This is a genomic window from Priestia sp. RMT2NF4 (assembly GCF_047872835.1).
Taxonomy (GTDB): Bacteria; Bacillota; Bacilli; order Bacillales; family Bacillaceae_H; genus Priestia; species Priestia zanthoxyli.
In genome coordinates, this window is the sequence record NZ_JBLQZO010000006.1 from 152,105 (window position 1) to 173,232 (window position 21,128).

General features: G+C 37.6%; 20 protein-coding genes. 14 read left to right on the top strand and 6 right to left on the bottom strand.

The window, feature by feature from the left end:
• Positions 1-428 precede the first annotated feature (428 nt).
• A complete protein-coding gene (locus ACMX9J_RS22140; RefSeq protein ID WP_049163757.1) occupies positions 429-1,868 on the top strand; it encodes an aldehyde dehydrogenase family protein in 1,440 nt (479 codons plus the stop codon).
• A gap of 142 nt (positions 1,869-2,010) precedes the next feature.
• Here ACMX9J_RS22140 and ACMX9J_RS22145 read toward each other — a convergent pair whose 3' ends face one another.
• Positions 2,011-2,247: a hypothetical protein gene (locus ACMX9J_RS22145; protein WP_033578506.1), complete on the bottom strand. Its 237-nt coding sequence runs from the start codon at positions 2,245-2,247 to the stop codon at positions 2,011-2,013.
• Between the two features lie 170 nt (positions 2,248-2,417).
• Between ACMX9J_RS22145 and ACMX9J_RS22150 the strand changes: the two genes are divergently transcribed.
• The 3 genes from ACMX9J_RS22150 (at position 2,418) to ACMX9J_RS22160 (ending at position 4,714) form a co-directional block, all read left to right on the top strand.
• Positions 2,418-3,041 carry a LysE family transporter gene (locus ACMX9J_RS22150; RefSeq protein ID WP_080754396.1) on the top strand — a complete coding sequence of 208 codons (624 nt, stop codon included), beginning with the start codon at positions 2,418-2,420 and terminating at the stop codon, positions 3,039-3,041.
• Positions 3,042-3,160: 119 nt separating this feature from the next.
• Positions 3,161-4,504, top strand: coding sequence for an amino acid permease (locus tag ACMX9J_RS22155; protein WP_028413943.1), 1,344 nt, complete (start codon positions 3,161-3,163; stop codon positions 4,502-4,504).
• Positions 4,505-4,573: 69 nt separating this feature from the next.
• Positions 4,574-4,714 (top strand): hypothetical protein, encoded by a 141-nt coding sequence (locus ACMX9J_RS22160; protein WP_013082476.1) that lies wholly within the window; start codon positions 4,574-4,576, stop codon positions 4,712-4,714.
• 44 nt (positions 4,715-4,758) lie between these two features.
• Here ACMX9J_RS22160 and ACMX9J_RS22165 read toward each other — a convergent pair whose 3' ends face one another.
• On the bottom strand, positions 4,759-4,911 hold the full coding sequence (locus ACMX9J_RS22165; protein ID WP_014460817.1) for a YpzG family protein: 153 nt from the start codon (positions 4,909-4,911) through the stop codon (positions 4,759-4,761).
• Between the two features lie 227 nt (positions 4,912-5,138).
• On the bottom strand, positions 5,139-6,812 hold the full coding sequence (locus ACMX9J_RS22170) for a ribonuclease J (RefSeq protein ID WP_034266664.1): 1,674 nt from the start codon (positions 6,810-6,812) through the stop codon (positions 5,139-5,141).
• Between the two features lie 216 nt (positions 6,813-7,028).
• Here ACMX9J_RS22170 and ACMX9J_RS22175 point away from each other — a divergent pair, with 216 nt between their 5' ends.
• The 4 genes from ACMX9J_RS22175 to ACMX9J_RS22190 all read left to right on the top strand — a co-directional run bounded on the left by ACMX9J_RS22175 (position 7,029) and on the right by ACMX9J_RS22190 (position 9,527).
• Positions 7,029-7,172, top strand: coding sequence for a hypothetical protein (locus ACMX9J_RS22175; protein WP_165635728.1), 144 nt, complete (start codon positions 7,029-7,031; stop codon positions 7,170-7,172).
• Positions 7,173-7,240: 68 nt separating this feature from the next.
• Entirely contained in the window at positions 7,241-7,387 is a 147-nt protein-coding gene (locus ACMX9J_RS22180) for a hypothetical protein (RefSeq protein WP_155017158.1), read from the top strand.
• A gap of 181 nt (positions 7,388-7,568) precedes the next feature.
• On the top strand, positions 7,569-9,155 hold the full coding sequence (locus tag ACMX9J_RS22185) for a DNA-binding protein (RefSeq protein ID WP_155008590.1): 1,587 nt from the start codon (positions 7,569-7,571) through the stop codon (positions 9,153-9,155).
• A 147-nt stretch (positions 9,156-9,302) separates the two neighbouring features.
• The gene (locus ACMX9J_RS22190; protein ID WP_028413940.1) at positions 9,303-9,527 is read left to right on the top strand and encodes a hypothetical protein; all 225 of its coding nucleotides are present in this window, start codon (positions 9,303-9,305) and stop codon (positions 9,525-9,527) included.
• Between the two features lie 96 nt (positions 9,528-9,623).
• On the opposite strand, the gene ACMX9J_RS22195 is transcribed toward ACMX9J_RS22190, so the two are convergent.
• The gene (locus ACMX9J_RS22195; RefSeq protein WP_416226178.1) at positions 9,624-10,355 is read right to left on the bottom strand and encodes a ZIP family metal transporter; all 732 of its coding nucleotides are present in this window, start codon (positions 10,353-10,355) and stop codon (positions 9,624-9,626) included.
• 464 nt (positions 10,356-10,819) lie between these two features.
• Here ACMX9J_RS22195 and ACMX9J_RS22200 point away from each other — a divergent pair, with 464 nt between their 5' ends.
• Positions 10,820-12,205 (top strand): amino acid permease, encoded by a 1,386-nt coding sequence (locus tag ACMX9J_RS22200; RefSeq protein WP_033578512.1) that lies wholly within the window; start codon positions 10,820-10,822, stop codon positions 12,203-12,205.
• A gap of 369 nt (positions 12,206-12,574) precedes the next feature.
• Positions 12,575-12,775, top strand: a complete 201-nt coding sequence (locus ACMX9J_RS22205) for a hypothetical protein (protein WP_028413937.1) — start codon at positions 12,575-12,577, stop codon at positions 12,773-12,775.
• Positions 12,776-12,864: 89 nt separating this feature from the next.
• Here ACMX9J_RS22205 and ACMX9J_RS22210 read toward each other — a convergent pair whose 3' ends face one another.
• Positions 12,865-13,074: an alpha/beta-type small acid-soluble spore protein gene (locus ACMX9J_RS22210; protein WP_013058452.1), complete on the bottom strand. Its 210-nt coding sequence runs from the start codon at positions 13,072-13,074 to the stop codon at positions 12,865-12,867.
• Positions 13,075-13,164: 90 nt separating this feature from the next.
• On the bottom strand, positions 13,165-14,148 hold the full coding sequence (locus ACMX9J_RS22215; protein WP_028413936.1) for a LacI family DNA-binding transcriptional regulator: 984 nt from the start codon (positions 14,146-14,148) through the stop codon (positions 13,165-13,167).
• A gap of 326 nt (positions 14,149-14,474) precedes the next feature.
• On the opposite strand from ACMX9J_RS22215, the gene ACMX9J_RS22220 reads away from it, so the two are divergent.
• From ACMX9J_RS22220 to ACMX9J_RS22235, 4 genes are all read left to right on the top strand, one after another.
• On the top strand, positions 14,475-15,716 hold the full coding sequence (locus ACMX9J_RS22220) for an MFS transporter (RefSeq protein ID WP_033578514.1): 1,242 nt from the start codon (positions 14,475-14,477) through the stop codon (positions 15,714-15,716).
• Between the two features lie 21 nt (positions 15,717-15,737).
• A complete protein-coding gene (locus ACMX9J_RS22225; RefSeq protein ID WP_416226191.1) occupies positions 15,738-17,195 on the top strand; it encodes a glycoside hydrolase family 32 protein in 1,458 nt (485 codons plus the stop codon).
• A gap of 273 nt (positions 17,196-17,468) precedes the next feature.
• Positions 17,469-18,929 (top strand): protein adenylyltransferase SelO, encoded by a 1,461-nt coding sequence (locus ACMX9J_RS22230; RefSeq protein ID WP_416226179.1) that lies wholly within the window; start codon positions 17,469-17,471, stop codon positions 18,927-18,929.
• 591 nt (positions 18,930-19,520) lie between these two features.
• Positions 19,521-20,972: a glycoside hydrolase family 68 protein gene (locus ACMX9J_RS22235; RefSeq protein ID WP_028413932.1), complete on the top strand. Its 1,452-nt coding sequence runs from the start codon at positions 19,521-19,523 to the stop codon at positions 20,970-20,972.
• The last annotated feature ends 156 nt before the right edge of the window (positions 20,973-21,128 follow it).

The window sequence follows — 21,128 nt, forward strand, 5'->3', positions numbered from 1 at the left end:
AATCGAGATTCTTGATGGAGAATCAAACTCGTTCGGATTTTTTTGTGGTTATGGTGAATATGAGTTTCATTTAGTGAGACCAAGCAGAAGCGTAAGCGATGAGGAGGCTAATCGACCGCACGCAGAAAGAAAAGGCTTGCAGGTAAATCAACAGCGGAATAACAAATAACCCATACTAAGTCCTTTATCCCATTTGTTTATCTTTAGATGGGATTGATTTCGTTATGACTCAATCTCTGTTTGTTATAAAGAACTAAAAAGCTGCAGAGGAAAAAAATTTCAGCTGCAAAAAGCCGATTGGAAAAGGGATAAGGCTGTGAAAGAAACAAAAAATAATACCAGTGGTGTTTGAGAAGCAGACAGGCGGGTAGATAAAAACTAGATGACATAGTTCAATAATTAACAAACTAAAAGGAGAGATCAAATCAATGCGTACAAATTTAAAACACTTTATTAACGGAGAATGGGTTGAATCAACAGGAAGCGAAACGTCAGATGTGATCAATCCTGCTACTGAAAAATCAATTGGTAAAATTAGCTTAGGTACAAAAGAAGATCTAGATAAAGCCGTGGCAGCAGCTAAAGCAGCCCTTCCCACATTTTCAAGAACAACAAAAGAAGAGCGAATTAAAATGCTTCGCAATATTGCAAAAGGATATGAAAAGCGTAAACAGGAGCTTATTGAAGTTATGACTGAAGAGCTTGGCGCTCCTTTAAAAATTTCAGAAGAAGTGCACTATGAAATGGGACTTAGCCACTTTAAAGAAGCAGCTAATGCGCTTGAAGATTACACATTTGAAAAAGATCATGGAAGCTACAAGGTCGTAAAAGAGTCTATTGGAGTAAGCGGACTTATTACACCATGGAACTTCCCAACAAATCAAACGTCTACTAAAATTGCAGGAGCTATCGCAGCAGGAAGTCCAATGGTATTAAAACCATCAGAACTTACACCGTATGCAGCGATGATATTAGCAGAGATCATTGATGAAGCTGGTGTACCAAAAGGTGCCTTTAACCTTGTAAACGGAACGGGAAGCACAATCGGTGACGGTATTAGTTCTCACCCGGACATTGATTTTGTATCATTTACAGGGTCAGGTGCTGTAGGCGAGAAAATTATGCAAAACGCTGCTAAAACAATCAAAAAAGTAGCGCTTGAGCTAGGCGGGAAATCACCGCTAGTTGTATTAGAGGATGCGGATGTAGAAGAAGCGGCTAAAATAGCAGTTTCACACATTGCAATGAATACAGGACAAGTATGTACGGCAGCAACGCGCATTATCATTCCTGCCTCTATGAAAGAAAAATTTGAAGAAGCAGTGAAAAAGGTTCTACCATCATTCCCAGTTGGTGATCCGTTAGATAAAGACAACGTAACTGGACCGCTCGTAGCGGAAAAACAGTGGGATCGCGTACAGGATTATATTAAAAAAGGAATGGATGAAGGTGCAAAGCTTCTTACTGGCGGAACGGGCAAACCGGACGGCTTAGAGACAGGATACTTTGTTAAACCGACAGTCTTTACTGACGTTTCAAATGATATGGTTATTGCACAAGAAGAAATCTTCGGACCTGTAACAACTATTATTACGTATGATGATCTAGAGCAAGCTCTTGAAATTGCAAATGATACAGTTTATGGACTTGCAGGCTATGCGGTCGGAAAAGACCAAGAAACACTTGACTATGTTGCTAAAAACATTAGAGCTGGTCAAATCATCGTTAACGATGCCGAGCAAGACAGAGCTGCGCCATTCGGCGGATTCAAACAATCTGGTATTGGACGCGAGTGGGGAGCATTTGGTATTGAAGAATATCTAGAGCCAAAAGCGATCATGGGCGTTAAAGTTCCGGCAAAAGTATAATTAATGTAAAAAAAGAAGGGAGTTTTTCTCCTTTCTTTTTTTAGGATAAAGGATTAAAAGCTCTAAGAACGCAGTGTGTTCTTAGAGCTTTTTCAGATTTGTTTATCTGGAAGTGAGAAAACAGTTATGTTTATTACTCTTATTAAAAATTTTGCTGAATAGCTTGCTGTGCTTCGCGTAAATGTCTTAAGTGTTCTTCCATTCGATTTAATTCTTTATCACCAGACGCCGCTTCTTTTTGTTCATTAATTTGCTGCTGAACCATATTCAACTGCATTTGAGCTTTTTGAAAATTGGCTGCATCCAAATTCATCTGCCCTTGATAAACAGCCTGTTCAGCTAATTGTAATGCTTCTTTAATATGAGTGTATGAATTCATGCTTCTCACCCTTCTGTATAGTATTTACAGTTAACATGCGCTGGTTTTTCGTAGCTATACAAAAGGATTTAGAAATAAAATAAAAATTACGTAGTACAAGCTAAGCAGGTTGCATAGATTTATCATAGTTCAATTTATAAAATCTTAGAAGTGATAGAGGGTGGATGTATGTGGGGGCTTTTTTCAGCTATGTATTATTAGGGCTATCATTAGCTGCGCCAATCGGTCCAATCAATGCAGCTCAGCTTGATAAAGGAATTAAAAGTGGTTTTTTGCATGCTTGGTTCTTAGGTATAGGAGCAACATCGGTTGACGCTCTTTATATGCTTGTAGTTTATTTTGGGTCCGTTCATTTTTTAAGTAGCGATTTTATGAAAACGTTTCTTTTTTCGTTTGGGTGCTTTGTATTAATTTATACAGGTGTTGAGGGGCTAATGGGTGCAGGGAGGATTACACAGCATAGAAAAACAAACGGTGATTCTGTGTTAAAGTGTTTTTTCTCAGGTTTTTTGCTGTCATTAACGAATCCGCTTACAATTCTCTTTTGGCTTGGTATTTATGGCTCTGTTTTAGCAAAAACGGCTAATACATATGAAACTGAACAGCTTATCTTATATAGCTGCGCTATTTTTACGGGAATTCTGGCCTGGGATATTGCGATGGCAGCTTTAGCAAGCACGTTTCGACGATACTTAGCTGCGACGTTTTTAACTGCCGTGTCCGTTGTATCGGGGTTATCTTTAATAGGGTTTGGCCTATATTTCGGCTGGCAAGCCGCACAGCAATTAGGCTAAAAGAAGTGCTGAATCTAAAGTGTTTTCAGTACGTTGAAAAATAATAGAAAAGATGCTTCTTTTTACGCATAAATTTTTCAAACTATCACACACTACATCGAAGTGTGAGGAGTGATAGAGTGAAAAAGAAAATAGGCTGCGGAAGTCAAGTTGAAGGGAAATTAAAATGGTGGCAGCTGTCTTTAATCGGAGTAGGATGCATAATCGGCACAGGCTATTTTTTAGGATCAAGTATTGCCATAAAAGCAGCCGGTCCCTCTGTTTTAATTGCTTTTTTACTGGCAGGAGTATGCACATTTATTGTATTTGAGGCGCTTGCTAAAATGAGTGCTCAAGATCCTCAAAAAGGTTCGTTTCGCTCCTATGCTAAAAAAGCTTATGGAAGATGGGCAGGATTTAGCAGCGGATGGGTGTACTGGAGTTCAGAGATGCTGATCATGGGGAGTCAGCTCACGGCTTTATCTCTTTTTACACGTTTTTGGTTTGAAGATATTCCACTGTGGGTCTTTGCCTCTATTTATGCTGTTTTAGGCATTAGTGTTGTATTAATCGGGACAAAAGGCTTTGAACGAATGGAAAATGTATTTGCTGTCACAAAAGTGGCTGCTATTTTAATGTTTATTGTATTAGCTAGTCTCGCTTTATTTGGATTTCTTGACGAAGGTGCCAAACAAGGAGTGCCGCGAACGATAAGTGAAGTATTTCCTCATGGATTTTTAGGTTTATGGGGCGCTTTGCTTTATGCCTTTTATGCTTTCGGCGGCATCGAAGTCATGGGAATCATGACGGTTCGTTTAGAAAAAAAAGAAGACGCACCGAAAGCGGGAAGAAGTATGCTTATTCTTCTTGGAATTATTTATATTGTTTCACTGAGTTTAGCTATTTTAATTGTGCCATTTCATGATTTCCATGGAAATCAAAGTCCATTTATAAAGGCTTTAGAAACATATCATCTTCCATTTTTTCCTCATGTTTTTAATGGAGCAATGATTATTGCGGGTTTCTCAACGATGTCAGCGTCTTTTTTTTCCGTAACAACAATGATTGTCACTCTTTCAGAAGATGGAGATGCTCCTGCATTGTTTTCAAAACAAAAACAGAAAAAGCTGCAGTTTCCTTTACCGGCTTTACTTTTAACAACAGCGGGATTAGTTATTTCTATTGTCCTTTCCTTGCTATTGCCCGGGAAAATTTATGAGTACATTACAACAGCAGCTGGACTGATGCTGATTTATAACTGGTTTTTTATTTTAATTTCGTTTCATCGCTTAATTAAACAAACCGTTTGGGATAAAGTAAAACAAGCTGTTGGCCTCTTATTAATCCTGCTAGCAGTAAGCGGTACGCTGTTAGAATCTGCAAGCAGACCAGGTTTCTTTGCAAGCTTAGGCTTTTTAATTGTTATAAGCCTTGTTATTTTAAAACTGCGCCATAAGTGGAAAGAAGAAGAAGCCGCTAGTTAACATATATTTAATCTTTATGAGGGACACTATGCACGTTGTACAATTACAAAATAAAAGGTGGTTATGATCATGCCAAAAAACAAGCAGACTCCTTCTTCACAAGTAGATCAAAAACAAGTAGTAGATGACAAAGCAAAAGCGCTACGAGAAAATAATTATGAAGATGGTCATATTCGCAAGATAACTCAAAGCGGGGCAGACGGCCAATAACAAAAAAAGACGCGTTCGCGTCTTTTTTTTGTTGAAGTGTATCCTTACCAACGATGAGCTTTTGCATTACTTCGCAAGATGATGTTCGTTTGAGACATCTCTGTATGTCCATTTACTTGGGACTTTGAACGCTTCGGTCTCGTCCAGTTGTGGCGGAATAGTTCTGAATGCTGATCTACATGATTTTTATCATTCATCATAATCACCTCAAGGATAGGATACTTTCACAAGATATTTGCGGTGAAATATCTCTCTTATAGAATGTGGTAAAAAAGAAGAAATACACCTAACACTTTTAACCATACATATAAAAGCAGTGCCTATTCATAAACTACAGAAGGCAACTTCTAACTTTAGGTTAAGCTTCGGATTTATAAGGGAAAAACTGCCTTAGTGGGGACTAAGGCAGTTTTTGCTGGAGGGATTAAACTTCAATAATGATGGGAAGAATCATAGGTCTTCTTTTCGTTTGGTTATATAAGAACTGTCCAAGGGTGGTCTTAATTTCTTTTTTCATGATGTTCCATTGGTGAACGTGCGCTTTTTGCAATTGATTTACAATTTTAGTCACTTGTCGATTAACGTCTTTTAATAGCTGCTCTGAGTCTCTTGTATAAACAAAACCTCGCGAAATTGTATCTGGACCCGACACAATTTTTCCTTCCGTTTTATTTAAAGTAATCACAATAACCAGCATACCATCTTCTGAAAGCTGTTTGCGGTCACGTAAAACCGCATTTCCAACATCCCCAATGCCAAACCCATCTACATATACATTGCCTGCAGAGATTTTTCTTGTTTGAACAGCTGTTCCGCCCTTGATGTCGACAATATCACCGTTATTTATAATAAAAATGTTCGCTTTTTCCACCCCTACGGATTCTGCTAATAAGCTGTGGTGATGAAGCATTCGAAACTCACCGTGAATGGGGATAAAATACTTTGGCTTCATCAATGTAGCCATTAATTTTAGCTCTTCTTGATAGCCATGTCCTGATACGTGCATGCCTGTTGCGCTTCCTGAACCGTAAATCACATGAGCCCCGAGTGTGAAAAGACTGTCGACAATACGAGAGATATTACGTTCATTGCCAGGAATAGGCCCTGCTGATAAAATGACCGTGTCTTCAGGAAGAATCTCTACTTGTCGATGATTTCCGCTGGCTAATCTAGATAAAGCGGCCATCGGCTCGCCTTGGCTTCCAGTGCAGAGAATAGCGACTTGTTCAGGCGCAAGTGAATGTACTTCATAAGGTTCAATCAGCATCCCTTCAGGAATGGTTAAATATCCTTTCTCTAAGGCAACTGATACAACGTTAACCATGCTTCTTCCTAGCAGCGCAAGCTTTCTGTTCGTTTTAATCGCTGCATCGACAATTTGCTGTACGCGGTTAACATTCGAGGCGAAAGTAGAAATAATCACTTTTCGCTTTGCTTTACGAAAAGCTTCTTCTATATGTTTGCCAACTAGCTTTTCTGAAGGTGTAAATCCGGGGCGTTCAGCATTTGTACTTTCTGATATTAAAGCCAGTACACCTTCACTGCCGATTTTCGCCATTTTATGAAGATCTGGATATTGGTCGTTAACAGGAGTTAAATCAAACTTAAAATCTCCCGTATGTACAACAGCTCCTTCAGGCGTATGAAAGACAATTCCAAGACAATCTGGAATGCTGTGATTCGTTTTAAAAAAAGAAAGCGGAATATTGCCTAATGTAATTTCTGACTCTTCGTTGATTTCAATAAGCTCCGTCTCAGCAGATAATTGATGCTCCTGGAGTTTAATATCGATTAATCCGAGTGTAAGGCTTGTTGCATAAATGGGGAGGCTTAACTGTTTTAGAAGATAAGGAATACCTCCGATATGATCTTCATGACCATGTGTAACAACCAGTGCTCGAACTTTTTCTCGGTTCTCTTGCAAGTATGTAATATCAGGTATGATCAAATCAATTCCTAATAAACTTTCGTCAGGGAATTTAGAGCCACAGTCAATTACAATGATGTCATCATCATATTGAACGGCATACATATTTTTTCCTATTTCATTAATGCCCCCTAAAGCAAAAATGGATAGTGTGTTTCTATTTGTACTCACACTTAGTTCCTCCTATATTTTCAAAATGAATATGCAGAATTTCTACTCTTAGTATGAACATTTATTTCTGGTGCATTCTGTTAAATATGGAGATTTTATTTTTATTCAATATGAGGATGCAAGCAAAAAGAAAAGAAAGTCATTTTCCTAATACTACCTCTTATTTTCTTTTTATAACTCCATAAAATATAGACGTTACACATGGAGGTGGATGAAATGAGTAAACAAAATAAAAGCACAAACCAAGGAGTCAGCAGCAGTGCAGCAGCTCCTGTTGATAATGTGAATAAAAATATTTTATCAAACGATATTCATACAGATGAGCTTCAAAAAGCAAAAGCAAGTCGTCATAACAAATAAAAGAGTGACAGACAAAAGAGCAGCTTTGAGCTGCTCTGGATAAAATAGAGATAGGGAAGTGAAAAAACGTGTCAGAACACAAAAATTCTCAGTATAAAGAAGAAAATAAGTCAACGCCTAGTCGTCCTCTTGAATATAAAGAACGCGCAAACGAATCAAAGAGTACACGTCAAATGCTGCGCAGTATTCTCGAATATTCAAGTCGTTATCGTTAACAAATTTTACATATAATCATGGGCATATTTAAAAGGGAATGTCTCGACAAATATAAGGTATAAAGAACCTTTTTTGAAAAAATATATATTATTTACAATAAATTTAAAAAAATCATAAATGAACCTGCTATAATCCTCTTGAAAAGACAAGCGTTGCAAAAATTTGAGGGGAGCATTTTATATGCGGAAAAAATATAATCGCGTAGGTTATGCCGTTTTGACAATGTGTACAGCTTTATCTATCTCACTGCCTTTTACTACTCATCCAGCATCAGCAGAAAGCGCTGCTGACCCTGCACCAGAAATTAAAGCTTCTGTTGTAAATGAAAACAATGGTAAAAAAATCTTGTTTGATAATACCCATGGTCAAACGGCGGGTACAGCAGATTGGGTTATTGACGGAGGTTTTTCTGATTTTGGGAAAGGGCTGGCTGGCAGCGGGTTTGATGTAAAAGAGCTGCGGAAATCTACGCCGATTACATACAGTGACCTTAGCGGCTATAGTGTGTTTGTTGTGCCAGAAGCAAATATTCCGTATAAATCTTCTGAACAAGCTGCCCTTTTACAATATGTTCAGAACGGGGGAAGCGTCTTCTTTATTGCTGATCATTACAATGCAGACCGAAACAAAAACCGCTGGGATTCTTCAGAAGTTTTTAACGGGTACCGTCGTGGAGCATGGACAAACCCAGCAAAAGGCATGACAACGGAAGAAGCAAACTCTGAGGCAATGCAAAACGTAACAAGTTCTGACTGGTTAGCAAGTAACTTTGGTGTTCGCTTTCGCTATAATGCCATTGGTGATGTGACAGCCAATGATATTGTATCTCCTTCTCAAGCATTCGGTATTACGCTAGGTGTTTCCACCGTTGCTATGCATGCAGGTTCTACGGTTGCAATTACGGACCCAAACAAAGCAAAAGGAATTGTGTATCTTCCTAAGACAACGGCAAAATGGTCAAATGCTGTAGATCAAGGAGTGTATAACGGAGGGGGAAGAGCAGAAGGTCCTTTTGCTGCTGTTTCAAAAGTAGGGGCAGGTAAAGCTGCTTTTATAGGAGATTCTTCACCGGTTGAAGATGCTACACCAAAATATAAACGAGAAGATACAGGATCTTCTAAAACCACATATGACGGATTTAAGGAACAAGACGATTCTACACTGCTTGTAAATATGGTCAATTGGTTAGCGAAGCAAGAAAGCTATATTTCTTTGAATCAAGTATCAGGACTTCAATTGGATCAAGCTACAGCATTACTTTCGTCGGAAACGCCAAGTCAGTCCACTGAGCCTCAGCCAGAACCATGGTCTTCACCTACAGCAGGGTATAAATGGTACGATACGTCAACTTTTGCATCTGGTTCATATGGTTATAAAGGTGGAACTACGCAACCACCAACTGCTAGTGCTTACACATTTGAACATCAAGCCATTTTACCAACGAGCGGCGTATTCCAAATACGCGTAAAGGTAAGCGGGCTTTCAGCTAACACTGCGTACAGCACGTTTAATCTAGGTGTATATAACGGATCGGGAACTCAAATTGCTAAAGTCCAAAACGCAGATGGAAGCTGGCCGTCATCCTATGGATACAGCAGCAATTTTTCAATTACAACGGACGCAGCTGGAAATGGAGAAAAGGTTGTAAATGTCCAACTAAATCCAAGTGCAGCGGGGAGTGCTAATCTCCGTTTACGCCAAAGCAGTACGAACGCATATACAGAAGCTGTAACGGTAGGGAACGTAGCGGTTGAACCACTGCCTTAATAATAGTGAAAGCAAGCACTTGTGCTTGCTTTTTTGTTGTTGTATTTCCTATCTTTGAGGTTAAAGAAACGTCAGAGGAGAGGCTTATCCATAAAGGAGAAATATGATATCTTAGAAGAAAGAATGAAGTAAAAGGAGTCAGCTAATATGTCTAAATATAAAGAATTAGAGACAGGTTATCTAATGGATAAAATTAAAGAATACAAAGAATTAATTTGGAGAGTAGGGCCAGGAAGTGAAAGAACAATAGAAGCTGTTCAAGAGATTCAAGGAATGGAAAAAGAGTTAAAAGCACGGGATGCGGAATTTGAAGCTACGGATTGGAAAGCTTTTACTCAGGAAATAAGAGAGAACTACGATTTTATTTATTAAGAAGACACATTTATCATAATGTGCTTGAGATAAATATCTCCAAGTAGAAGGCTTTCTGTTTTCTACTTGGAAACGATAAAAGTAGTATGAAGACGATTAAGAAAAATGATCCAGTATCAATGAAGCAAGTAATCCAAGTGCAGCAATCAATCCTGTAATAGAACCTCCTTCTTCGTAGGCCTCTGGCATCATTGTAGAACCTACCATAGCAATAATACCACCGCCGGCAAAAGCAGCAATAGCAGCCATAAGTGTCTCAGATGCATGATCTAAAAAAACAAAGCCTGTCCATGAACTAAAAGCTGAAATGAACAAAATAGCTGCCCATAGTAAAAAAATTTTCCTCTTAGAGAATCCGCTTTTTACTAGACCGGTCGTACTGGACAGTCCTTCAGGAATATTACTTATAAAAATAGCGATAACAAGAAGCCAGCTAACGGTTGCTTTTTCAATTAAGCTAGCTCCAATCATAATGGACTCTGGGATTGCATCCATGACGGTTCCTATAAATATAGCAATTCCAGAACTATTCGCGGCCATTTGTTTTGTAGACCTCTTTCTTTTATTCGCTCCTTGACGTGAAATTAGATAGTCTAAAAAAGTAAAAACGACAGCCCCCGCAAGGAACCCAAGAGAAGTAGCTTTTAACCCGCCGCTATGAACCGAGTCTCCAAGCAGCTCATAGGTAGATGCTCCAATTAATACACCCGTCCCAAAAGCCATAATATAACCAATTATCTTTTTGCCGATAGGCAAAAAAACTGCTGCCAAAGCACCAAGAAGGACAGCTGATCCTGAAATTCCGCCCCACATCGCAGCTTGCCACATGAAAAATCCCTCCTCATCTCTATTTTCTATGGATACTTTCCCTAAGAAAAGAAAGAAAAAACGTAAAAGTAGAAAAAAGGAATTTATTCGATTAAGTAATGGTTTCATTTCGTTATCCTTGTGAAAGAGAGTGTTCCAGCATCCAAGCTGAGACTATATTTATTTTAATATTCATAAAATTTTAATTATACTGAAATAAAAAACTATTTTACGAAAATGACTGATTTGACAGAGGTAAATGGTTTACTTAAGTGTTTTTCTGAAAAAAACAATTGTATTTCTGAGGAAAATTTATTATTATAAAATAAGTAATTATACAGTCGAATAGCTAAAAATAGAAAAAATAGTTTAGTTGTAAAGGTACTAGGTAAAAATGGAATGATTTAAAAACGACAGCTGTTCCATCAGAAACAGAAAGTATCTTTCCTAACAGAGCTATAACAAGTTTAGGAGGAGGAAATGGAATGGCAGACAAAGAGTTAAAAAGAGGCTTAGAATCTCGTCACATTCAAATGATCGCGCTTGGTGGAACAATTGGCGTTGGATTATTTATGGGATCAGCAAGCACGATTCAATGGACAGGTCCATCGGTATTGCTTGCTTACGCAATTTGCGGAATGTTTATTTTCTTTATTATGCGTGCTATGGGCGAAATGCTGTACATGGAACCAAGCACAGGTTCATTCGCTACATTTGGCCACAAATATATTCATCCATTAGCAGGTTATATGGCTGCTTGGAGTAACTGGTTTCAATTTGTAATCGTAGGGATGTCCGAAATTATAGCGGTAGGAGCATATATGCATTACTGGTTCCCTCATTTACCAGCTTGGGTGCCTGGTATTATCGCCATGTTGATTTTAGGCACAGCAAACTTAGTTTCAGTGAAATCATTTGGAGAGTTTGAATTTTGGTTTGCGATGATTAAAATTGTAACAATTATTTTAATGATTATCGCGGGACTTGGATTAATTTTCTTTGGATTTGGAAATGATGGAGACGCAATCGGGTTATCAAATCTTTGGGCACACGGAGGCTTCTTTGCAGGGGGATGGTCAGGCTTTTTCTTCGCGCTATCTCTTGTTATTGCAGCTTATCAAGGAGTCGAGCTAATTGGGATTACAGCTGGTGAAGCAAAGGATCCTAAAAAAACGTTAACAAGCGCAATTCAAAGCATCATCTGGCGCATTTTAATTTTTTATATTGGCGCTATTTTCGTCATCGTGACGGTATATCCTTGGAATGAGTTAGATTCTTTAGGAAGTCCATTTGTATCTACATTTGCTAAAGTTGGTGTTACGGCAGCTGCAGGTATCATTAACTTTGTAGTCATTACGGCAGCGATGTCAGGCTGTAATAGCGGAATCTTTAGTGCAGGACGCATGCTTTATACGCTCGGTGTAAACGGTCAAGCACCTAAATTCTTTACAAAAATTTCTCGCAACGGCGTTCCAATTTACAGTACGCTCGCTGTTATGATTGGATTAGTAATTGGTGTTATTTTAAACTACATCGCTCCACCTAATGTATTTGTTTATGTATACAGTGCTAGCGTGCTTCCTGGAATGATTCCTTGGTTCATTATTCTTATCAGCCAAATTCGTTTCCGTAAAGCTAAAGGTGCTGAAATGGATAGTCATCCTTTCAAAATGCCTTTTGCGCCTGTAACGAACTATGTAACCATTGCTTTTCTACTAATGGTGCTCGTAGGCATGTGGTTTAATGATGAAACGCGTATTTCACTTATTGTAGGGGTTATTTTCCTCGCTCTCGTTGTCATTAGTTTTTACGCATTCGGAATCAATAAACGTATGATACCTGATACAGAGAACGGTCAAATAAAGAAATAAATATGCTTTTTCATAATCGAAAAGCAAAACAAAAAAACGGCTGATAAAAGCCGTTTTTTTGTTTTGCTTAAATAAAAGACATAAGAAAAAATGTCATTAAATGCACAAAACGAAATACTCGTTCAAATGCAGGAGGAGAACGAGGAAGCAGGAGATGTTATTGATGTATTTATGAAAGAGTATAAAACAGAAGAAATTATTAAATAGCACGTAATTGAGAAGAATATTGAGTGGTTTTGTTGAATAAATAAAAAGAAAACACCTTTATTTTTTATTGAAAAAGAAACGGACGTAAGAAAACTTCTTGTTTATCAAGAAGTTTCTTTTGTATCTGAACATTAGTTTGTATACGCAGGTAGGGGAGAGGTGATGAAGGTGAAAAAAATTGGTGAAGGTCACGTCTTTTTTATTATTCTCGGAGGCCTGTTTATTTTAATAGGTACACTCTTTGCAAATACTTCTGTTTATTTTCTCATCTCCGGATGGATAGCAGCTGTCTGTTGTTTAGGAATCAGTGCTGTACTAAAGAAAGGAAAAACAAAATCAGTCAGTAAAGAAGATGAGCAATAATAATTTTTATATAAAGATGGAAATTAAATATATGAAAAGGAAGAATGGATATCCATTCTTCCTTAAGTCATGGTGTGTATGAAATTGTCTTAGAAACGTCCGCCGCCAAGTTGTTGCTCAGCTAATTGTACAAGACGTTTTGTGATTTCGCCGCCTACTGATCCGTTTGCACGTGCAGTAGTGTCAGCTCCTAAATTTACTCCGAACTCGCTAGCGATTTCATATTTCATTTGATCGATTGCTTGTTCAGCTCCGTATACTAATAATTCATTATTATTGCTGCTTTTATTGTTTGCCATTGTATTCAACTCCTTTCTGTAACGTTAAGGTGTGAATAAAGGAAGAAGAATATGCAACAAACTGATATTTATTTTATAAAAAACATATTTTTACGTCGTTTGCCCTTCTAGAAGCTTAACAGGAAGACAGATTTCACGGGGGACATTACTAAATTCTCCTTCAATTTCTTTTAGTAAAATATCAATGGCTGTTTGAGCAATCGATTCGATTGGCTGTTGAATTGTAGTTAGGCCAGGTAACAAAGTCTGACTGGCTTCTGTTCCATCATAGCCCACGATTTTTAAATCTTTTGGGATGCATTTTCCTCTTTTTTGTGCTTCAGCAACTACTAAAGCTGCAAGTAAGTCATCGCTTGCAAAAATACCGTCTACTTCCGGATGTTCTTCAAAAACCTTAGAAATAGTTTCTCGCTGAATGTTGCGGTCAAAGGTATTTGAAATCTCATACGTGATAGGCTGTTTTCCGTACTGTTTCATCACGTTTTCATATGCTTTCCTTCTTAAGTTAGCTGGAGTTTCAAGTTTAAGGGGACCGTTAATATGAATAATATGCTTACAATCTTTTGAAATAAGCAATTCCGTGGCTTGTTCTCCTCCAGAATAGTTATCAGAAGATACGGTAGGAATATCTTTTGATAAATAATGATCGACTGCTACTACAGGAAGGCTTTGACTTTCGGAATCAAAAATACCTCTATTATAAGTAACGGCAATAACACCGTCTACCTGATTTCTGATAAGCATTTCTACATATTTTTTTTCTTTATCAATGCGATTCAGACTGTTACAAAGAAGTACTTTGTAGTTAAGGGAAGCACATATACTTTCAATATGAAAGGCTAACTCTCCGAAAAAAGGGTTGCTCGTTTGCGGGACAATCATCCCGATTAAATTTGTTCGCTTATTAAATAATGAACGCGCAATATCATTTGGGAAATAATTAATTTCTTTCATTGCTTTATAGACATTTTCTCGCGTTTCTTTGCTTATGTAACCACGGTTATTTAATACACGAGAAACTGTAGTCGGTGAAACACCTGCAATTTTTGCTACATCACTAATTTTGGCTTTCATCTAGTTTCCTCCTAATTTCTCCAAAACCTTGCTTTTATAGTATATATCTGCTGTGGAAAAGCCTTAAAATAAATGCAATCAAGCAAGCAGCTTTCCAGTCGCTACGTTTTATTTTGATACATAAAAATCTATGTAAGGATTGTAAACGGTTTATTGAACAACTTAAACATACCACAAAGCCCACTTTTACGCCTAATACAAGCTTTTTGCAATATAAAATGTGAAACCGGTTGACATATGAAACCGGTTGACATAAAATCAAGTTGAAAGTGCTTTCATTTTGTTAGATAAAAGATTTTATATCTTAAGCTAAAGGGGTAACTAAAATGAAAAGTTCAAAAAGTTTATATTGGAAGCTGAGTGCATATTTTTTCTTCTTCTTTTTTACGTGGTCGTCGAGCTACTCTTTATTTTCTATCTGGTTAGGGCAAGAGATTAAGTTGAACGGATCAGCTACAGGCTTAATCTTTTCTGTAAACGCTATCTTTGCATTGTGTATGCAGCCTTTGTACGGATATATATCTGACAGGATAGGTTTAAAGAAACACATTTTATTTTTTATTAGCTGTCTTTTAGTGTTTGTAGGACCATTTTATATTTTTGTTTATGGGCCCTTACTTCAATACAATGTGTTGATAGGAGCTATTATTGGAGGCTTATATTTAGGAGTAGCGTTTTTGGCGGGCATCGGAGCGATTGAAACATACATAGAGAAAGTCAGCCGAAAATATAAATTTGAGTACGGGAAATCTAGAATGTGGGGGTCATTAGGATGGGCTGCAGCTACATTCTTTGCAGGACAACTATTTAACATTAATCCTCATATTAATTTTTGGGTGGCATCCGTTTCAGCGGTTATCCTAGTGGCTATTATTTTTTCTGTGAAGGTAGAAATGAGCAGCTATGAAATGGAAAAAGCTGAATCTGTCACGCTGAGAGATGTAGGTAATTTATTCTTATTGAAGGAATTTTGGTTTTTTATGATTTATGTTGTTGGCGTTACGTGCGTGTATGGGGTATACGATCAGCAATTTCCTATCTATTACGCATCTTTGTTTCCTACTGAATCGATAGGTAATCAAGTATTTGGCTACTTAAATTCGTTTCAAGTATTTTTAGAAGCCGGAATGATGTTCGCAGCACCGTTTATTGTAAATAAGATCGGTGCAAAAAATAGTTTGATTTTAGCAGGATTTCTAATGGGATTTCGTATTATTGGGTCAGGACTTGTGGTTGGTCCAATTGGAATATCTTCGATGAAGCTTATTCATGCATTAGAACTTCCTATTATGCTCATTGCCATCTTTAAATATTTGGCAGCTAACTTTGACACGCGCCTATCTTCTATCCTTTATTTGGTTGGATTCCAATTCGCTTCACAAATAGGTGCTTCAGTTCTTTCACCCATAGCGGGAGGATTATATGATAGCGTAGGCTTTTCCCGTACCTATTTAATTATGGGAGGTATGGTTTTGGTATTTAACGTTATTTCCATGTTTACACTACTAAACTCTAAAAAACATAAGTTTACAAGAAAAGATGTACAAGAAAACACGCAGATTATATAGGGGGATATGATGATGTTAACGATAAATAAAATCGAGCAAGCTCAACGTTCATTAAATGAAGCAGAGAAAAAGGTAAATCATCAATATCAGTTAGGGTATCATATTATGGCGCCAGCGAACTGGATTAATGATCCGAATGGGTTGGTTCAGTATAAAGGAGAATATCATGTTTTTTATCAACATCATCCTTATGACGAGAATTGGGGACCGATGCATTGGGGACATGTCAAAAGCAAAGATCTTGTTCATTGGCAGCATTTACCGATTGCTTTAGCTCCTGGAGATACATTTGATAAAGATGGATGTTTTTCTGGAAGTGCCGTGGATAACGAAGGAGAGCTTACGCTAATTTATACAGGACATAATTATATAGACAAAGAGCTGGATACTTTTTTTCAAAACCAAAATATAGCTGTTAGTAAAGACGGCATTACCTTTGAAAAAGCAGAGGTCAACCCAGTTATTGCGGAGCCGCCAGCAGATAGTTCTCATCATTTTCGAGACCCTAAAGTATGGAAGCACGAGGATTTCTGGTATATGATTCTAGGAAACTCAACAAAGAAACAAGAGGGACGCGTTATTTTATACCGGTCTTCAAATTTACGAAAATGGGAATATGTTGGCGTCCTTGCTAAAAGCGATGGAGATCTAGGATATATGTGGGAGTGTCCGGACTTCTTTGAGTTAGACGGAAAGCATGTGTTAATGATTTCTCCTCAAGGGATAGAAGCAAAAGGTGATTCCTATCACAACCTTTTCCAAACGGGATATTTAGTTGGAGAATATAGTTATGAAACCAATACCTTTCATCATGGGTCATTTACTGAATTAGATCACGGCCACGATTTTTATGCTGTTCAAACGCTTTTAGATGATAAAGGAAGACGAATTGCAATCGGGTGGATGGACATGTGGGAAGCTAATATGCCAACGAAAGAGGATGGATGGTGTGGTGCGCTAACGCTTCCGAGAGAACTAACTTTAAGAGAGGATAAAGTGTTAATGAACCCCGTCCAAGAGCTGACATCACTTCGGAAAACTCAATATAATATGCTAACCAATAAAGCTCTTTCTGAAAGCTATGTAGTAGAAGTGAATGAAGATTTGCTAGAGATACAAGCTGTATTTGATTTAGCGGACTGCCAAGCTTCATCAGTAGGAATAAAAATTTGTGGAATAAACAATGAAGAAACGCTTATGTGTTATAACCTTAATGAGCAAAAGCTAGTGCTTGACTGTACTCACTCGGGAAAAGAAGATGGAGTGAGGAAAGTAGCGTTGCAAGCAGGTGAGACACTAGCTTTACGAATATTTGTGGATCGTTCTTCCATCGAAGTATTTGCAAACGAAGGACAAGCTACCATGACAAGCCGCATTTATCCAAAAGAAAGCAGGCTTGGAATTGAGTTATTTACTGAAGGAGGAGACGTAATCGTAAAAGAGTTAACGTATTGGAATTTAAAAGATATTTGGGGGTAAAATACAGAGGAAGAAGTATATTAATACTTCTTCTTTTTTGAGCATTTAATAGCTCGTCAACAAAGTGGCGGTATATAAATGGATAAGGCACTTTAGATTAAAAGTACGAGCAAATACGATATAATAGTAAAAGAGATAATGAATGAAAGAGAAACTGTCCTGCTCTAAGATGCCCAAAAGAAAGCAGGATAGAGCAGGGCTGCTGCACTTATAAAACCACGATCAGTAAAGAAAAGAGTTATGTTTTAAGACACAAGAAGAAAAGGAGATACGATGACTAATCAAAAAGAAACAGGATGGAATTTACGTAATAGCTATGCGGAGTTACCAAACATTTTTTTTACGCCTCTTGATCCTAATCCAGTGAGTTCACCTAAAATAGTCAAATTTAACGACTCTTTAGCCGCATCTCTAGGGTTACAAAAAGAACAGCTGCAAAGCCAAGAAGGAGTTAGCATTTTGGCTGGAAACAGTGTTCCAAAAGGTGCTTTCCCACTTGCACAGGCTTATGCAGGACATCAATTTGGCCACTTTAACATGCTAGGAGACGGACGGGCTATGCTGATAGGGGAGCAAGTTACGCCTTCGGGTGAACGAGTGGATCTTCAGCTTAAAGGCTCAGGCCGAACTCCGTATTCCCGGGGTGGAGACGGTCGTGCAGCTCTGGGACCTATGCTGCGTGAGTATATGATTAGTGAGGCGATGCAGGCCCTTGGTGTTCCGACTACTCGGAGCCTGGCAGTCGTAACAACAGGCGAATCCATTGTTCGCGAAAAAGAACTGCCGGGGGCGATTTTGACGCGTGTAGCTTCCAGTCACCTTCGTTTTGGCACATTTCAATTTGCTGCAAAATGGGGAACAGTCGAAAACCTTCAAGCTTTAGCTGACTATGCATTAGAACGTCACTTTTCCCACATAGAAAAGAATGAAAAAAAATATTTATCATTGCTTCAAGAAGTGATTAAGCGTCACGCTACCCTAGTTGCTAAATGGCAGCTTATTGGTTTTATTCATGGCGTCATGAATACGGATAATATGACAATTAGCGGAGAAACAATTGATTATGGGCCATGTGCATTTATGGATACCTATGATCCAGAAACTGTATTTAGTTCAATTGATGTACAAGGGCGCTATGCATATCAAAATCAACCAGGCATTACAGGGTGGAATCTTGCGAGGTTTGCTGAAGCTTTATTACCTCTGTTGGATCAAGATATAGAAAAAGCAGTTGAAATAGCACAAAACGCCGTGACGGAATTTCCAAAATTCTATCGAGAAAACTGGCTGGCGGGTATGCAGGCTAAACTTGGGCTTTTTAACGAAGAAAAAGAAGATGAAGCATTATTCCAAGAGCTTCTTACCATGATGAAAAACTATAAAGCTGACTATACAAATACATTTCGTGCATTAACTTTCAATAAGCTAGGAAAGAGTGACCTGTTTGAAAGCGAAGAATTTGCACAGTGGCAGGAGTTATGGCAGAAAAGACTAGGCAGACAAAAACAATCTAAAGCAGAGTCGGAAGAGCTTATGAAACATAACAATCCCGCTGTCATTCCTCGAAATCACCGAGTAGAAGCAGCGCTAGATGCAGCACAAAAAGGAGACTACAGCGTTATGGAAGATCTTCTAGAAGTGCTTTCTAGCCCATATGAATCGCCGGATCAGTCAGAGTATTGTACACCGTCTGCTCCGTCTAATCAGCCTTATCAAACGTACTGCGGCACTTGATTTATTTAGATAAGAACAGCTATTTAAAGACAGCATAAATGAAATCAAAAAGAGCTCTTTATAAAGAGCTCTTTTTTGATTTCCTGAAAAATGTATGATTGATTAATTGAAATGATAGCGATTCCTTGGGAAGAGCTTCATAAAATTTAACAGTATAAAAGAATCAAAATAAAAAGAGATTACCTAATTCTTTTGTCTCTTATTATTACCAGTAGAAACTATTATATAATAAATTATTCCACTATTTCACAAAAAATACATTAACGATATTTTCTTGAAGTTTGGGTACTTTAACAGCTGTAGAAAAGCTTATAAAAGAATAGTAGGTTAAATATGATGATGAATTTGCCGATTTAATTAAAAAGTTAAAGATTTAAGACTTTATAACTAAATTAAAAAAACAAAGGGATAAAAAAGGGTATGATCACTCCATTTTACCTATTTGACTTTTCAATATTATGCAAGTAATCTTGGAAAGGTAATGGAACCGGTTCTGTTATTTCACCAGATGGATATGACTTCTCGATACATAGAAAATGGATCACTTGTGAGTAACACAAGAAAAAGTATGATACAAAAGGGAGAAAACAGATGAACATTAAGAAAATCGCAAAGCGAACAACAGCATTATCTTTTGCTGCAGCTATGTTAGTAGGTGCTGGATCTCAAACATGGGCAGCTGAAAGCAATCATAAAGATACAAATAATAATTATAGAGTTTCTCATATTACACGTGATAACATGCTGAAAATTCCTCAGCAGCAAAAAAGCGAACAGTTTAAAGTTCCAGCTTTTGATAAAGCAACAATCAAAAATATTGCCTCTGCAAAAGGGTATGATAAATCGGGTAATTTAATTGACTTAGACGTATGGGACAGCTGGCCTCTGCAAAATGCTGACGGAACAGTAGCCAACTACCATGGTTACCAAGTTGTATTTGCGCTAGCAGGCAATCCTAAAGATGCGGATGATACATCTATTTATGTGTTTTATAAAAAAATAGGTGAAGAGTCGATTGACAGTTGGAAAAATGCAGGAAGAGTGTTCAAAGACAGTGATAAATTTGTACCGAATGACCCTCATTTGAAAAAACAAACACAAGAATGGTCAGGATCTGCTACTTTAACATCAGACGGAAAAGTACGCTTATTCTATACTAATTTTTCAGGTGCAAACTATGGAAAACAAACTTTAACAACAGCTCAAGTAAATGTATCTCAGCCAAGTGCAGATACGTTAAAAATTGAAGGTGTTGAAGATCATAAATCCATTTTTGATGGTGATGGTAAAAAATATCAAAATATTCAGCAGTTTATCGACGAAGGCGCATATGGTTCAGAAGATAATCATACGTTGAGAGATCCTCACTATGTAGAAGATAAAGGGCATAAATACCTTGTGTTTGAAGCAAACACAGGAACTGAAGATGGTTATCAAGGGGAGGATTCTCTTTACAATCGAGCTTACTACGGTGGAAACAATCCATTTTTCCAATCAGAAAAAGAGAAATTACTGCAGAGTTCTAATAAAAAGAAAGCCTCTTTAGCAAACGGCGCATTAGGCATTGTAGAACTAAATAACGACTATACCTTAAAAAAAGTAATGGATCCACTGATTACCTCAAACACGGTAACAGATGAAATTGAACGCGCAAATGTATTCAAAAAAGATGGAAAATGGTACTTATTCACAGATTCTCGCGGGTCTAAAATGACCATTGATGGTATCGGCCAAGATGACGTATATATGCTAGGATACGTATCAAATACGCTGACAGGAAAATACAAACCGCTAAATGATACAGGACTTGTTTTACATATGAACCTCGATCCTAATGACAAAACGTTCACGTATTCACATTTTGCAGTTCCGCAAGTTAAAGGAGACAATGTCGTGATTACAAGTTACATGACAAACAGAGGCTTCTATTCAGAGGAACACTCTACGTTTGCTCCTAGCTTCTTGTTAAGTATTAAAGGATCAAAAACAGCTGTTGTGAAAAATAGTATTTTACAACAAGGACAATTAACTGCAGATAAATAATTTTTAAAAACGAAAGAAAATGGCGACAACTATTGCTGTTTTCTTTCGTTTTATTATGTAAGCAAAAATATGCTGTAACTGCAGTGCTAAGTAAAATGAAAAAGTAGTATATACAGATTCACAGTTATTCAAAGAAAATGAAACATTCAGACAGAC

Coding starts and splice junctions, on each gene's coding strand:
- ACMX9J_RS22140 (WP_049163757.1), top strand. CDS start 429: ATGCGTACAAATTTAAAACACTTTATTAACGGAGAATGGGTTGAATCA.
- ACMX9J_RS22145 (WP_033578506.1), bottom strand. CDS start 2,247: ATGAATTCATACACTCATATTAAAGAAGCATTACAATTAGCTGAACAG.
- ACMX9J_RS22160 (WP_013082476.1), top strand. CDS start 4,574: ATGCCAAAAAACAAGCAGACTCCTTCTTCACAAGTAGATCAAAAACAA.
- ACMX9J_RS22165 (WP_014460817.1), bottom strand. CDS start 4,911: ATGAATGATAAAAATCATGTAGATCAGCATTCAGAACTATTCCGCCAC.
- ACMX9J_RS22175 (WP_165635728.1), top strand. CDS start 7,029: ATGAGTAAACAAAATAAAAGCACAAACCAAGGAGTCAGCAGCAGTGCA.
- ACMX9J_RS22185 (WP_155008590.1), top strand. CDS start 7,569: ATGCGGAAAAAATATAATCGCGTAGGTTATGCCGTTTTGACAATGTGT.
- ACMX9J_RS22190 (WP_028413940.1), top strand. CDS start 9,303: ATGTCTAAATATAAAGAATTAGAGACAGGTTATCTAATGGATAAAATT.
- ACMX9J_RS22195 (WP_416226178.1), bottom strand. CDS start 10,355: ATGTGGCAAGCTGCGATGTGGGGCGGAATTTCAGGATCAGCTGTCCTT.
- ACMX9J_RS22200 (WP_033578512.1), top strand. CDS start 10,820: ATGGCAGACAAAGAGTTAAAAAGAGGCTTAGAATCTCGTCACATTCAA.
- ACMX9J_RS22205 (WP_028413937.1), top strand. CDS start 12,575: ATGAAGGTGAAAAAAATTGGTGAAGGTCACGTCTTTTTTATTATTCTC.
- ACMX9J_RS22210 (WP_013058452.1), bottom strand. CDS start 13,074: ATGGCAAACAATAAAAGCAGCAATAATAATGAATTATTAGTATACGGA.
- ACMX9J_RS22215 (WP_028413936.1), bottom strand. CDS start 14,148: ATGAAAGCCAAAATTAGTGATGTAGCAAAAATTGCAGGTGTTTCACCG.
- ACMX9J_RS22220 (WP_033578514.1), top strand. CDS start 14,475: ATGAAAAGTTCAAAAAGTTTATATTGGAAGCTGAGTGCATATTTTTTC.
- ACMX9J_RS22230 (WP_416226179.1), top strand. CDS start 17,469: ATGACTAATCAAAAAGAAACAGGATGGAATTTACGTAATAGCTATGCG.
- ACMX9J_RS22235 (WP_028413932.1), top strand. CDS start 19,521: ATGAACATTAAGAAAATCGCAAAGCGAACAACAGCATTATCTTTTGCT.